The 14,347-nt window shown below is 41.8% G+C and carries 12 protein-coding genes; all 12 read right to left on the bottom strand.

The genetic code is table 11. The features are described 5' to 3' along the window. Positions 1-112: 112 nt before the first annotated feature. Positions 113-1,387: a hydroxymethylglutaryl-CoA reductase, degradative gene (locus tag E7C97_RS00530; RefSeq protein WP_316107583.1), complete on the bottom strand. Its 1,275-nt coding sequence runs from the start codon at positions 1,385-1,387 to the stop codon at positions 113-115. Next, entirely contained in the window at positions 1,387-2,559 is a 1,173-nt protein-coding gene (locus tag E7C97_RS00525; protein WP_316107581.1) for a hydroxymethylglutaryl-CoA synthase, read from the bottom strand. Before E7C97_RS00525 ends, E7C97_RS00530 begins: the two co-directional genes overlap by 1 nt. Before the next feature lie 175 nt (positions 2,560-2,734). Beyond that, positions 2,735-3,184, bottom strand: a complete 450-nt coding sequence (locus tag E7C97_RS00520) for a threonine/serine exporter family protein (protein WP_049508872.1) — start codon at positions 3,182-3,184, stop codon at positions 2,735-2,737. A gap of 1 nt (position 3,185) precedes the next feature. Then, on the bottom strand, positions 3,186-3,944 hold the full coding sequence (locus E7C97_RS00515; RefSeq protein WP_316107580.1) for a threonine/serine exporter family protein: 759 nt from the start codon (positions 3,942-3,944) through the stop codon (positions 3,186-3,188). Between the two features lie 102 nt (positions 3,945-4,046). Then, the gene (gene pknB, locus E7C97_RS00510) at positions 4,047-5,933 is read right to left on the bottom strand and encodes a Stk1 family PASTA domain-containing Ser/Thr kinase (protein ID WP_316107577.1); all 1,887 of its coding nucleotides are present in this window, start codon (positions 5,931-5,933) and stop codon (positions 4,047-4,049) included. Continuing rightward, positions 5,930-6,670, bottom strand: a complete 741-nt coding sequence (locus E7C97_RS00505) for a Stp1/IreP family PP2C-type Ser/Thr phosphatase (protein WP_316107576.1) — start codon at positions 6,668-6,670, stop codon at positions 5,930-5,932. The genes pknB and E7C97_RS00505 overlap by 4 nt, the downstream gene beginning before the upstream one ends. 15 nt (positions 6,671-6,685) lie before the next feature. Further along, positions 6,686-7,999 carry a 16S rRNA (cytosine(967)-C(5))-methyltransferase RsmB gene (rsmB, locus tag E7C97_RS00500; RefSeq protein WP_316107575.1) on the bottom strand — a complete coding sequence of 438 codons (1,314 nt, stop codon included), beginning with the start codon at positions 7,997-7,999 and terminating at the stop codon, positions 6,686-6,688. Then, positions 7,992-8,927, bottom strand: a complete 936-nt coding sequence (fmt, locus tag E7C97_RS00495; RefSeq protein ID WP_316107572.1) for a methionyl-tRNA formyltransferase — start codon at positions 8,925-8,927, stop codon at positions 7,992-7,994. The genes rsmB and fmt overlap by 8 nt, the downstream gene beginning before the upstream one ends. 12 nt (positions 8,928-8,939) lie before the next feature. Beyond that, entirely contained in the window at positions 8,940-11,336 is a 2,397-nt protein-coding gene (locus E7C97_RS00490; protein WP_316107570.1) for a primosomal protein N', read from the bottom strand. An 83-nt stretch (positions 11,337-11,419) separates the two neighbouring features. Then, complete coding sequence (rpoZ, locus tag E7C97_RS00485; protein WP_006146546.1) at positions 11,420-11,734, bottom strand: DNA-directed RNA polymerase subunit omega; 315 nt, start codon at positions 11,732-11,734, stop codon at positions 11,420-11,422. Positions 11,735-11,758: 24 nt separating this feature from the next. Next, positions 11,759-12,385: a guanylate kinase gene (gene gmk, locus E7C97_RS00480; protein WP_000775049.1), complete on the bottom strand. Its 627-nt coding sequence runs from the start codon at positions 12,383-12,385 to the stop codon at positions 11,759-11,761. Positions 12,386-12,521: 136 nt separating this feature from the next. Next, on the bottom strand, positions 12,522-14,135 hold the full coding sequence (locus E7C97_RS00475) for a ribonuclease Y (protein WP_223140069.1): 1,614 nt from the start codon (positions 14,133-14,135) through the stop codon (positions 12,522-12,524). Between the last annotated feature and the right edge of the window lie 212 nt (positions 14,136-14,347).

Below are 14,347 nucleotides of genomic sequence, written 5' to 3'. Positions count from 1 at the left end.
CTGCAACCTCAAAACAGTGTTTTGAGCAGCCTGCGGCTAGCTTCCTAGTTTGTTCTTTGATTTTCATTGAGTATAAACAAAAAACTCGGACTGAATTAGTCTGAGTTTTTTCTTATGATCTAAATTTTTTCAAGAGTGTTTGGGCTTTTTCTAAATTAAAAGTTTTTTCAGCAATCAAGCTTTCTACCAACTTAGGCACTTCAGCCTCTGTGGCTCCTGCAAGGAGGGCCAGTGACTTCGCTTGAAGTTTCATGTGTCCATGCTGAATTCCTGTGCTGACAAGAGCTTTAAGAGCTGCAAAGTTTTGTGCAAGACCAATTGACACGATAATTTGAGCCAATTCCTTAGCTGATGGATGACCTAGCAACTCATGGCTGAGAACTACACGAGGATTAAGACCAATTGATCCACCCTTGGTAGCAACTGGCATCGGCATAGTCATCTCTCCTATTAGCTCTTCTGTTTCCAAATCCATAGTCCAACGACTAAGACCTCGATAGGAACCATCATGACTCGCATAGGCATGTGCTCCTGCTTCAATGGCACGCCAATCATTTCCAGTAGCAATCAAGAGAGCATCAATTCCGTTAAAGATTCCCTTGTTGTGGGTCGCTGCCCTGTAAGGATCTGCTTGGGCAAACTGGCTGGCTAAAACCATTTTTTCTGCCAACTCACGCGCTTCATCCTTCTGGCGACTCAAATAACGAAAGGCAATACGACAAGTTGCTGTTACTAGAGAATCTGTTGCATAGTTGGATAAAATGCCCATTAAACTTTGCCCTTGACTTAGAGCCTCTAGACTTGGTTTTAAAGCTTCAAGCATGGTATTGAGCATATTAGCTCCCATGGCTTCCTGAGTATCTACATGGAGATAAACCACTAAAAAGTCAGCCTCACCAGAAATTATCTCAACTGTTAGCTCTCTCGCTCCACCACCACGTTTGACAATAGAGGAATAGGCTTGGTTTGCTTGTTCGAGCAACTCTGCTTTTTGACTCAGAATAGCCTCACAAGCTTTATCCCTATCTGGAACCTGATAAAGAGCTACCTGACCAATCATTTGTCGCTGATGAACTCGTGCAGTAAAACCACCCGCACGCTTGATAATCTTACTTGCAAAAGCAGCTGCAGCAACCACAGACGGTTCTTCGGTCACATAAGGAACTGCATACTCTTGACCATTTACTAGAACTTCTGGAACTATTGAGTATGGAAGCGAGAAGGTCCCCACCACATTTTCACTCAGTTGGTCCGCAACTGCTAGACTAAGATTTTCATTTTGCTCCAAACTTTCTTGGGCTTCAATAGTAGTAAGCGCCTGAGACTTAACGAACTCTAGGCGCTCTTGAATTGATTTTTTAGCAAATCCATTCCAATTTTTTTTCATTATTTTTCAACCTTGCTGTAGCGACGTTGGTGTTCTACAATCTCAACAAGAGCATAGTCTTGTCCCTCATAGCCTGACATCGTTGCAGATCCAGACTCATCTAAGTTGGCTTCCTCAAAGAAGATTCGTTCATAATCAGCTACGCTCAATGCTTGACGTTGGTCTAGCAAGTCTAAGCGATTTTTCCGCAATTGCTTTTCAAAACCTTCAACCAATTCTACACTAAAGAACTCAGATACAGCACCACTACCATAGCTATAGAGGGCAATCTTATCTCCAGCTTTGAGACTATCAGAATTTTCAAGTAGAGACAAGAGACCTAAGAAGAGTGAACCTGTATAAATGTTCCCAACTTTTTGGCTATAAATAATAGATTCATCAAAGTGCTTTTGAAGCAAGTCCTTCTTCTCTTGAGGCAAGGATTTGTCTAGGATTTTTTTCAATCCCTTGAGAGCTAGCTTCGGATATGGCAAGTGGAAACATACAGCTTCAAAATCCTCCAAGTTACAGTCATAACGCTTTTGGTACTCTTCCCAAGTCGTTTTTAAGCTATCAAGATATTGCTGTGTTGAGTAAACCCCATTTACAAATGGTGTTGTCGAGTAATTTGGACGCCAGAAGTCCATAATATCACGAGTCTGCGCAACGTTATCGTTGTTGAATACCATAACTCGTGGATTTTGGCTAATCAACATAGCAACACAGCCGGCTCCTTGAGTTGGTTCTCCAGGAGTTTCGACACCATATCTTGCAATATCACTAGCCAGCACCAAAACCTTTGATTTAGGAGAATTTTCTACATGTAACTTAGCATAGTGAAGAGCCGCAGTTGCACCATAGCAAGCTTCCTTGATTTCAAAACTACGAGCAAATGGTTGGATTCCAAGCAAACCGTGTACAAAGACAGCTGCAGCTTTACTCTGGTCAATCCCAGATTCAGTCGCAACGATAACCATATCAATCTCTTGCTTTTCTTCTTCAGTCAGGATAGAATTTCCTGCACTGGCAGCCAAGGTAACGATATCCTCTGTCAAAGGAGCAATACTCAATTCTTTTAAAAGGAGCCCTTTACTCAATTTTTCAGGATCAATTCCTCGGGTTTCTGCTAAATCTTGTAATTTCAAAACGTATTGACTGGTCGCAAAACCAATCTTATCAATACCGATTTTCATATTTACCTCTATTTTTATCATTCATTATAAAAATTCGTTCATCTCTATTTTATCATAATTGAGATCAAATGAGCGAAAAAAGACTTGATTCCCCAAATCAAGTTCTTTTTTAAAAGTTTATCTCATTTTAGGATACTCTAACAAACTGAACTGAAGAGCCATAAAAAATCGAGTCTTAGCTAGCTCGATTCTTTTTGAGATAATGATACAATTTCAACAAAACTGTTCCACTGGCCATTCCAATGGAAATAACGAGAGCCAACATCATGACTAAAATGGCACTAGAAATGGCATGGCCGTAGTCACCTGTAACGAAGAAGGAAGTTGTTCGATAGGACAGGTAACCTGGAACTAGTGGAGCTAAGATGGCTAAAGCAAAAACAACGGCTGGTGTTTTGTAGATAATGCTCATAATCTGGCTGATACAAGAACCAATTACCGCAGCAATAAAGGTTGCTAAAATGACATTAGTTGGCTCCTTGAGTATTAGATAGAGGAGCCAGATTGACATTCCCAAAACACCCCCAGGGATGAGCATAGAACGCTGGACATTTAAGACGATTAAAAAGGTGATAATGGCAAGCAAACTTGCCAGAGCTTGCAATAAAAATGTTGATAGTGTCATATTAGTTCATGAGTACGAGGGCGACTGATGTTCCAGCCCCTAAGGCAAGGGTAATCAGCAAGGATTCAAACATCTTGCTCATACCAGAGTTAATGTGATTGGTCATAATATCTCGGACAGCATTGGTCAGAGCAATTCCAGGTACAAAAGGCATGACCGCACCTGCAATCACTAAATCCGCCGTCGACGGCAAACCAGAATAGCGTGCCCAAAATTGTGCAATCAAACCGAAGACAAGAGCACCTGCAAAAGCTGTCATAAAAGGAATACGAATAAACTTCTCTACATAAAGAGAGAAAGTAAAGGCAAACAAGGTCGCCACTCCTGCTCCAATTGCATCGTAGGGATTTCCTCCAAACATGATTGAAAAGAAAGGAGCACTGAGGGTTGCTGCAGCAGTCAGTTGAACATTGGTGTAGGGAGAGGCCTTAGCATTTAATTCCTTTAGTTGCATAAAAGCCGTTTCCAAATCAAGCTGTCCTGATACGATCTGGCGTGAAATCTGGTTGACATCACAAACCTTCTCAATATTATAAGCTGAAGATGTTACTCGCTTCATGCGAGAGATATTTGTATTTTCAATGGAGAAAAAAATGGCTGCAGGCATGGCTAAAACATTACAATCCATAATGCCCTGTGAATGAGCAATCCGAATCATGGTATCTTCAACACGATAAATCTCAGAACCATTGCGAAGTAGAATTGTTCCAGCTAGCATGATGACATCAATAACTGCATTCAGTTTTTTTGATTCTTCCATATTTCCCTCCTTTTTCAAACTCCATTTTATTTTATCATAATTTCGGAGGAAAAAAAATCTTTGCCACAAAAACTGTGACAAAGATTGGTTTATATAGAGAGTCTATTGATTTCGTTGACTTCCAGTTCCATCTTGCGTAGGAGTTGTTGGATGGTTACCCTGCGTAGGATTTGTAGGATTTGTTGTGTCAGTTTGACCAGAATTATGTTCTGACGAAGGTTGACTACTTGAAGGTGAAGTTTTTTTAGGTTTATAAATATATAGTTTAACTATCGGATTGCTTAAATCTAGTTTTTCATCCGGTGCAGGACTTTGTTTCGCAATCTCGCCTTCTTTAATTCCTTCTTGTGCTATCTCCACTTCTTTAATTTCAATTCTATCTTCACTAATACCTATACTTTTAAGATTATTTCTAGCAAATTCAAGACTATATCCAACATAGTTTGGCATGGTCACAGTTGTCACCTTTTTCTTTTTAGCAACTGTCAAAACGATAGAAGTGGCCTTAGTAAGATCATAGGTCGTACCTTCTGAAAGGCTCTGTTTCAAAACCACACCGGGTTCCCATTCACTGGACTCTTCTTCTTCAATCTTAATCAGATTTTTAGGAACTTTTTTCTCCTCGAGCTCAGCAATGACATCAGTCGATTTCCGACCGATGTAATTACCAATCTTGAAGGATTGTTGACCTGAAGAAATAATGAGATTAACCTTAGTTCCTTCTTTGCGAGCTGATCCAGCATCTGGATCTGTTCGGATAACCCGACCTTCCTCTACGGTATCACTAGCTTCCGTTTTTTCCTCACCAATTTCAAAATTCGCTTTTTTCAAGTTTTCCTTAGCTTCAGCAACAGTTTGACCTGCAACTTTTGGAATCTCAACAGTAGCTGGTGTTCTGGATAAAATCCACACCAGAGAAGCGGCAACCAGTACGAAACTTGCTAGTAGAACTAGATAACGTGCTTTAAAACGACGTTTTTTCACTGGTTTTTCCACAGATTTTTTAGCACTTGCTTCTGGGCTAGCTTTAGTTGCCTGATGGCTTTCTGTCTGTGGTTGAACCTTAGGAATAGAGGTCAAGGTTGTCTGAGAAACCTTTGGCAATGTCTTTGTGTCTGCCTTAGTTGCATCATCAAAAACAAGTTTAGGTTCATTTCTGCGATTATAAGATAGACTGCTAGATAAATCAACATACATCTCTGAAACCGACTGGTATCGATCTGTAAGCTTTTTAGCAGTTGCTTTGATGACCACATTCTCCAAAGCTTGGGGAACAGATGGGTTTTCAGCTATGACCGAAGGAAGAGGTTTTTGAAAATGCTGGAGGGCTATAGTTACTGCACTATCGCCATCATAAGGGATATGCCCTGTCAGCATCTCATAGAAAATAATCCCCATGGCATAGATGTCACTCTGGACAGTTGCCTTAGAGCCACGAGCCTGCTCAGGTGACAAGTAGTGAACAGAACCCAGCATAGAGTTGGTCTGAGTCAAACTGGTCTCTGCAAAGGCTACAGCAATCCCAAAGTCCGTCACCTTGGCCGTTCCATCAGGAGTTAAAAGAATATTTTGAGGCTTTAAGTCACGATGGACAATACCTTTAGTGTGCGCCAAGCGCATCGCTAAGAGAATCTGACCCATGATACGGACAGCTTCTTCATTTGAGAGGGGATAGTGTTCTTTGATATAGCGCTTAAGATCAAGACCAGCTACATATTCCATAGCTAGGTACTGTTGACCGTCCTCTTCGCCGATATCCGTTATCCGAACGATATGGGGATGATCTAAGTCAGCCATTGCACGCGCTTCACGCTGAAAACGAGCAACAGCAATCGGGTCAGTCTGGTAGTTAGTCCTCAAGACCTTAACAGCTACCTCTTCCCCGTCTAAAATCAAATCCTTGGCCAGGTAGACATCTGCCATACCTCCACGGCCAATTTGTTTGATAATCCGATACCGCCCGGCAAAAATCTTGCCGATTTGGATCATTCTGCCGCCTCCTCCTTAATCGAAACAAGGGCAACTGTAATATTATCAAGCCCTCCGGCATTGTTGGCAAAGCGTACCAAAGTGGCTACCTTATCATCAAGCGAAATATCGCTTGTCACAATATCATAGATCTCACTGCCTGAAATCATATTGGTTAGACCGTCGCTATTCATGACCAGATAGTCACCTGGTTCCAAGCTGACAATTCCTAAGTCAGGTTGAATTTCGTCTTTTTGCCCGATAGATTGGGTGATGATATTCTTTTGTGGATGTGCTTCAGCTTCTTCAGGTGTCAATTGACCTGCCTTGAGCAATTCATTGACCAAAGAATGATCACTGGTCAATTGATGGTATTCTTCACCACGAATCAGACCGATACGAGAATCTCCAATATGAGCATAAATAGCTTGATGATCAATGATTGCAAGGGCTTCTAAAGTTGTCCCCATTCCCTTGTAAGCTTCATCACGCCCCATTTGATAAATCTTTTGATTTTCAACTTCTAGATGGTGGGCAAACCATTCGCGAACTTCATTAACGGTGTCAATCTGCGTATCAACCCAGGCAACACCTAAATCTGTTACTGCCATTTCGCTAGCAATATTACCTGCACGGTGTCCTCCCATACCGTCAGCCAAGATGATCATTGTACGACCAGCACGGTTGACAAAAAGATTGACATAGTCTTGATTATTTGTACGTTTCTGACCCACATCTGTTAATAATGAAATCTCCATTGTGTCAGTTCCTTCCTACTTGGATATCTTGCGAAATTGGCTGATAAAGAATCCATCACTTCCGTATAATTCCGGAGTAATGAGGATACAACCATTTTTCACGATATCCTTACATTCGTGTTCTAGTTTAACCTGCTCGAACTCTGGATGACTTTCTAAAAATGCTTGAACAACTTGAAAGTTCTCTTCAGAGACAATAGTGCAGGTACTATAAGTTATTATACCACCTTTACGTAGCGTTTGACAAACACTACCTAATATTTCCAACTGAATTTCCTGTAATGACGCGAAATCTGCTGTCTCTTTATTATATTTGATATCTGGTTTTCGACGCAATAGACCAATCCCTGAACAAGGAGCATCAACAAGAATCTTATCAAATTGATCCTTACTAAAAAATTCATGCACTTTTCGAGCATCCAGTTTTTGCGTTTGGACACGGTCCGCTACACCTAGTCGCTCTGCATTCTCTTGAATCAAAGTGAGTTTATGGTCGTAAAGATCTAGAGCCGTTACCTGACCTGTCGTCAAATAGGATGCCATATGGGCGGTCTTTCCACCAGGGGCCGCACAAGCATCTAAAACCTGCTCGTCGCCTTGTAGCTCTAGTGTCGGTGCAACCAACTGACTAGACTCATCCTGGATAGTAATAGACCCTTCAGCAAACAAATCATGGCCAGCAAAATGCCCCTGCTCCTTGACCAGACCAGCAGGAGATAAAAGAGAATCACTTGCACCAAGCAAAGCTTTGATTTCCTCTTTTCGGCTCAAATCTGTCACACGGATACTGGCTTTATTCCGTTGCAAAAGACTTTCAAAAATAGCTTGAGCTCGCTCTTCTCCGTACTCTTCCTTTAGCTTAGAAATCAACCAAACTGGAAGAGAATAGGCAATGGAATCGCGCTTATTTTTACGTTTGATACTTGCAATATCTGGCAAACCTTCTCGCAAGATACGGCGAAGAACTGCATTGACCAGTTTTTCACTACCCTTCTTACGAGATTTTGCAATTTCCACCGCTTCATTGACCACTGCATGGTCAGGAAGCTTATCCAAGTATTGGAGTTGATAGACGCTCATGAGAAGCAGAACATAGAGCCAGCTATCTAGCTTATCTCTATCTTGGATAAAATGAGACAGGTACCACTCCAATGTAAGTTTTCGAGCTACAGTTCCATAGACCAGCTCTGTCACCAAACCCTTATCTGCAACTGATAGTTGACTTCCCTTGAGATGTTTATTTAGGGCGATATTGGAATATGCTTGATTGACAAAGACGTCTTCTAGCACCTCTAAGGCTAAACTTCTAGCCGTTTCTACTTTAGTCACCAAATCGTTCTCCTACTGCCAAAGTTCGTCCCACACCGTTAAGGAAGGAAGCAATGTCCATCTTAGGTTTTCCTGCGGGCTGAACCTGTTTGAGAGATAGAGCCCCCTCTGCTGTTGCGACAATCAATTCCTTCTTACCGATGGAGATAATCTCACCCGGAGTCCCTTGACCATCTACTGGCAGGGCTTCATAGATTTTGAAGCGTTCGCACTTTAAAAAAGTATGAGCAACTGGCCATGGATTCATCCCACGGATTTGGTTAAAGAGTTGACGATTAGTCTTGTTCCAGTCCAACTTTTCTTCCTCAGGTTTGATATTTGGCGAAAATGTAACCTGGCTTGGGTCCTGTGGTTCTGGTTGAATCTCGCCAGCAATGTATGCAGGCAACGTATCCAAAAGCAGATCACGACCGACAATGGCCAATTTTTCAAACAAAGTTCCAACATTGTCCTCATCTGTAATTGGAATACTACGACGAGAAATCATATCTCCGGCATCCATTTCCTTGACCATTTCCATAATGGTTACTCCTGCCTCCTCATCACCCTTAATCAAGGCATAATGGATCGGAGCACCACCACGGTGTTTAGGAAGGAGGGAAGCATGAACATTGACTGCAAAATCCATGCTATCAAGGAGTTTACTTGGGAGGAATTGTCCAAAAGCTGCTGTTACAATCCCATCAGCTCCCAAATTCATGATGGCTTCCATTTCTGGACAACCTGATAATTTTTCAGGTTGGTAGATAGGTAGGCCTGCCTCTTTGGCTGCTTGTTTCACTGGGGTTTCTTGGATGACTTTTTTACGTCCAACCGCACGGTCTGGCTGAGTTACAACTGCTAGAATCTCATAGCGATCATCTGACAAAAGTCCCTTCAAAACGGTCGCTGAAAATTCAGGCGTTCCCATAAATATTAGTTTTGTCATATCTTCTCCTTCTTATAAAAATTGTTGCGGTTCGTGGTCAATACTGAGACGGAGCTCACTATTTTCCCGTTCTTGAGTCAAGGCTAAGACCTGGTTGAGGGTTGGCCCTAGCTCATCTTCTAAACGGTATTTAATTAAAATCTGGTAATGATAGAGGTTGTGGGTACGAGCGATAGGTTTTGGCGTTGGGCCAAGGATGATACTAGCATCTGACAAACCTGACCGCAATATTTCCATGACTCCATAAGCTCTTCTAAGAACCTCTTCTTCTTTCTTATGAGACAAGGTAATTCCAATTGTGAAATAATAAGGTGGATAACCCAACTGACGTCTGATGCCCATTTCATAGGCATAGAAACCTTCATAATCCTGATCCTTGGCAAAACGAATAGCATAGTGCTGAGGATTATAGGACTGAATCAGGACCTGACCTGCCTTTTCAGCACGACCTGCACGACCTGCCACCTGGGTCAAGAGTTGGAAGGTTCTCTCAGAAGAACGGAAATCAGGCAGATTCAAGGCTGTGTCCGCATTGAGAACACCAACAAGGGTCACATTGGGAAAATCCAAGCCCTTAGCAATCATCTGGGTTCCTAGCAATATGTTCGCTTCACCATTGCCAAATTGTTCGAGTAGAGTTTGGTGACTGCCTTTTTTACGAGTTGTATCCACATCCATTCGCAGAATGCGAGCCTCTGGAAAGAGTTCAGCCAGCTCATCGTAGGCCTTTTGAGTTCCCGTTCCATAGTATCGAATGCTGCGACTCTGACAGTTTGGACAGACATGTGGAATTTCCTTAGAAAAACCACAATAATGACAATTCATAGTCTTGGTATCCATGTGAAGCGTCAAGGAAATATCGCAATTAGGGCAGGTATCCACAGTACCACATTCCCGACACATGACAAAGCTAGAATAGCCACGGCGATTGAGCATGAGAACAACCTGCTCTTTTTTATCCAGTCGATCTTGAATGGCCTCAATTAGTGGTGGTGTAAAGTTTGATGTTTCATTTTGCCCGATATAATCACGGAAGTCAATCAGTTGAACTTGAGGAATACTTGCTAGAGGATTGGCACGTTGGGTCAGACGTAAGTGTTGATAGACACCTTTTCCAGCACGCGCACGACTTTCTAGACTAGGTGTTGCAGAACCAAGAACTAAGGCAGCTTGATTGTACTGAGCTCGTAAAAGAGCCACATCTCTAGCATGATAACGAGGATTGCTGTCTTGCTTGTAGCTGGCCTCATGCTCTTCATCGATAATGATAACCCCTAGATTTTTCAAAGGTGCAAAAACGGCAGATCTAGCACCAACAACTACCTGGGCTTCTCCACGCTCCACCTTGCGCCATTCATCATACTTTTCACCATTGGACAAACCCGAGTGGAGAATGGCTACTTTATCGCCAAAACGAGCAATAAAACGCTCTGTCATTTGAGGTGTCAGAGAGATTTCTGGGACTAGAACAATCGCTGTTTTTCCCATATCCAAGGCCCCTTGGATAATCTGCAAGTAAACCTCAGTTTTCCCACTTCCAGTGATTCCTTGTAAAAGAAATGGAGGATGTTTTTTCCCAATCGCTCCAACAACCGCCTCACAGGCTTCTTTTTGTTCTGGATTTAACTCTAAAGATTGGCTAGATTCAATACCTTCAAAATAAGCCGCTGAACGTTGGACTTCTTTTTGCACTATGGTGATAGCACCATGTTCCACAAAGAAATTAACTTGTTCACGTGAGTAATGTTCTAACAAATCAGCCAAAGGAACTGTTTCAGGATGTACTAATAAGTATTCTCGCAGTTCCAATTTCTTCTTGGCACGATTTGAAATTTCTAGTTTTTCTAACTGTTCAAGATGAACTTCAATCCAAGACTGCGTCTTAACCTTCTTCTGATCCACAGCCTGGTACTCTAGTTTTAAAAGCCCTTTTCGAGTCAATCGCATCATCTCAGCCTGCTTTTCTAAGTCTAGAGATGAAAATGCTAGAGACTCCTGTGAACCAAATAAGCGTTCTCTTTCCTGCTGACTTAAGCCTTCCAGAGGATAGAGGATCTTATCATAGCTAGAGTTCAAAAATCCAGGGAGCATAGCTTTCAGAATAGAAATCTTGTATGAAAAAACTGACTTACGTAGTTCTTCAGCTAGCCAGAGTTGTTCCTCCGTTAAAACAGGAGAAAAGTCCAGCACTTCGGCAATCTCTTTCAAATCTTCGTCTGCCACATCTGCATCAGATTGAGTCTCCATTCCAAGAACAATTCCCTGAATCAAGCGATTGGCCTTCCCAAAAGGGACATGAACCCGCATGCCAACTTCCAGCATCCCCTCAAATTCCTCTGGAATCTTGTAGCTATAGGGCTGGTCTGTCTGCATCAAGGGAACATCCACAATGATTTTTGCAATAGCCATGTCCTCACCTCCTTCTCTTCTTAAATCGTTCAAATGATTGAGTATTCTTGCAATAGAAAAAATAAGATTGAGTCCCCCCAACCTTAAATTTTTTCACCTTCTTCTTTTTCTTTCGCGATTTGCTCTTTGATTTTCTTTTCTTCTTCTTCTTTCAATCGTCTTTCTTCTTCGATACGACGACGAACAGCTTCGCGTTTTCCTTCTGGATCTGGGTGGATGGTTACATTCCCTGATTCAATTTCTTCTAAAGCACGAAGAGTTGATTTTTCAGATTTAAATTCTTGAGTAGCAGGTGCTCCAGCTTCTAATTCGTGAGCACGCTTTGCTTCCAAGATGACAAGTGAATATTTTGATGGTACCTTATCAAGCAAGGTATCAATAGAGGGTTTTAGCATCATTTGTTTGTACCTGTTTTCTAAATTTTATCGAATAGTCGGAGACTTTGGTAGCATATCCTGATAATGACCAATCACGCGGTCTACACGGAAATGTTCTGCTTCAATCACACGTTTAACACGTTCTGCGGCAAGAGGAACATGGTCATTTACAATAGCGTAGTCATACTCACGCATCAAAGCAATTTCTTCCTTGGCTTTTTCGATACGCTGAGCAATTACTTCTGCGCTATCTGTACCTCGGCCTACGAGACGGTCTTGCAATTCTTCCAAATCTGGTGGTGTCAAAAAGATAAAGACAGCATCTGGAACTTTTTTCTTGACCTGAAGAGCTCCCTGCACTTCAATTTCAAGAAAGACATCGATTCCCTTATCAAGCGTTTCATTGACATAGGTCAGAGGAGTTCCGTAGTAGTTGCCTACATACTCTGCATACTCTAACATTTGCCCTTGACGGATCAATTCTTCAAATTCCTCCCTTGTACGGAAGAAATAATCAACACCGTCTACTTCACCTGGACGTTGTGCCCGTGTCGTCATAGATACAGAATATTGAAATTGATTTTCAGAACTCTCAAAAATTTCTCGTCTAACCGTTCCTTTTCCAACTCCTGAAGGACCTGAAAAAACGATTAGTAAGCCTCGGTCTGCCATTATATCTCCTTTGGATAGTTTGTGAAATGACTTGAAAATTTCTGTAAGATTATATATCTAAAGCCATTTCTGCTCGCTACAATCTTTCTATCTAGTGTAACAAAAAAGCAGTAATTTTTCAACTGCTCTTTCTTATTTATTTTGCATAATCAACTGCACGAAGTTCACGAATCACGGTTACCTTGATATTTCCTGGGTAATCGAGATTACTTTCAATTTTCTCACGAACTTTATGAGCCAAGATTGTGACCTTGTCATCTTTGATTTGACCTGGATTTACCATAATGCGGATTTCGCGACCTGCTTGAAGGGCAAAACTATTTTGAACACCTTCAAAGCTATTCGCAATTTCCTCTAAATCATGGAGACGTTTGATGTAGCTTTCGAGTGACTCACTACGAGCTCCTGGACGGGCTGCACTCAATGCATCCGCCGCAGCAACGATAACTGCAATCACACTTTCAGGTTCTACATCTCCGTGGTGACTGGCAATAGTATTGACCACAACTGGGTGCTCCTTGTACTTGCGAGCTAACTCGGTACCAATCTCAACGTGGCTACCTTCTACTTCACGGTCAATGGCTTTACCAATATCGTGAAGGAATCCCGCACGACGAGCAAGGGTAGCATTTTCACCAAGTTCGCTAGCCATGATACCAGCCAACTTAGCAACTTCGATCGAATGACGCAAGACATTTTGTCCGTATGAAGTACGGAACTGCAAGCGACCCATGATTTTCATCAAGTCTGGGTGAAGGTTTGGTGCACCAATTTCATAGGCTGCGGCCTCACCATATTCACGAATCTTATTATCAATCTCTTGACGATTTTTCTCAACCAACTCTTCGATACGAGCTGGGTGGATACGTCCATCCTTAAGCAAGGTTTCCATCGTCATACGGGCAATCTCGCGACGGATAGGATCAAAACCTGACAAGGTTACCACTTCTGGCGTATCATCAATGATAACATCAACCCCTGTCAAACTTTCAAAGGTACGAATATTACGCCCTTCACGACCAATGATACGACCTTTCATGGTATCATCAGGCAGGTGAACTGTAGAGTTGGTAGACTCAGCTACATACTCACCAGCAATTCTCTGCATAGCTTGGGACAAGATGTCCTTAGCCAATTTGTCTGAACGTTCCTTAACTTCTTGCTCAGCCTCACGAATGCGACTAGCAATTTCCTTAGTCAAGTTTTCCTCTGTCTGGGCCAAGATAATGTCTTTTGCTTCCGACTGAGTCAGAGTTCCAATACGCTCTAGTTCAGCTTGTTTTTGTTTCTCAATTTCTTCTAGTTGCTCTTCACGTACATCAAGGTTTTTTGCTCTATCAGAAATACTTTGTTCTTTTTGTTCAAGTGTTTTTTCTTTGTTCGTCAAATTGTCATCTTTACGATCAAGACTGCTAGCACGTTCGGTCAAACGACTTTCGATTTGCTTGAGTTCTTGACGTTCTGATTTAAATTCAGCGTCCACTTCTTCACGGTATTTTCTGGCTTCTTCTTTGGCCTCCAATAGTGCTTCTTTTTTAAGAGACTTGCTTTCGCTCTTAGCTTCATTGAGTAATAAATCCGCTTCGCGCTCAGCTTGTCCTCGTAAATTAGTTGCTTCTTGTTCAGCATTTAAAAGCATCAGCTCTGCAGCCTCTTGTGATGATTTCATCTTGACTGAGATGCTGACATATCCAATGACTAAACCAATGATGACGGCAAAAACAACTATAACAATCGCCATAATTTCCATGTTTTTACCTCAATTTATTTGTTTATCCGAATGATATGCATTCTTATACATTCTACCATAAAAAATCATTTTTAACAAACCTTAATTTGAAGTTGTTTTGATTATTTTGGGGAGGTAACTTCTCAAAGTAACTTCCACTTTCCTGACCAAAGTGGAAATTAGTCTAAAACGGATTTTTATGGTGGAATTAAGTGTGAGACGTTTGTGGTAGA

Source organism: Streptococcus sp., assembly GCF_032481935.1.
Classification (GTDB): Bacteria; Bacillota; Bacilli; order Lactobacillales; family Streptococcaceae; genus Streptococcus.
Note: the sequence above shows the minus strand (reverse complement) of the source record. Positions and strands in the feature narration are given on the sequence as shown.

Coding starts and splice junctions, on each gene's coding strand:
- E7C97_RS00530 (WP_316107583.1), bottom strand. CDS start 1,387: ATGAAAAAAAATTGGAATGGATTTGCTAAAAAATCAATTCAAGAGCGC.
- E7C97_RS00525 (WP_316107581.1), bottom strand. CDS start 2,559: ATGAAAATCGGTATTGATAAGATTGGTTTTGCGACCAGTCAATACGTT.
- E7C97_RS00520 (WP_049508872.1), bottom strand. CDS start 3,184: ATGACACTATCAACATTTTTATTGCAAGCTCTGGCAAGTTTGCTTGCC.
- E7C97_RS00515 (WP_316107580.1), bottom strand. CDS start 3,944: ATGGAAGAATCAAAAAAACTGAATGCAGTTATTGATGTCATCATGCTA.
- pknB (WP_316107577.1), bottom strand. CDS start 5,933: ATGATCCAAATCGGCAAGATTTTTGCCGGGCGGTATCGGATTATCAAA.
- E7C97_RS00505 (WP_316107576.1), bottom strand. CDS start 6,670: ATGGAGATTTCATTATTAACAGATGTGGGTCAGAAACGTACAAATAAT.
- fmt (WP_316107572.1), bottom strand. CDS start 8,927: ATGACAAAACTAATATTTATGGGAACGCCTGAATTTTCAGCGACCGTT.
- E7C97_RS00490 (WP_316107570.1), bottom strand. CDS start 11,336: ATGGCTATTGCAAAAATCATTGTGGATGTTCCCTTGATGCAGACAGAC.
- rpoZ (WP_006146546.1), bottom strand. CDS start 11,734: ATGATGCTAAAACCCTCTATTGATACCTTGCTTGATAAGGTACCATCA.
- gmk (WP_000775049.1), bottom strand. CDS start 12,385: ATGGCAGACCGAGGCTTACTAATCGTTTTTTCAGGTCCTTCAGGAGTT.
- E7C97_RS00475 (WP_223140069.1), bottom strand. CDS start 14,135: ATGGAAATTATGGCGATTGTTATAGTTGTTTTTGCCGTCATCATTGGT.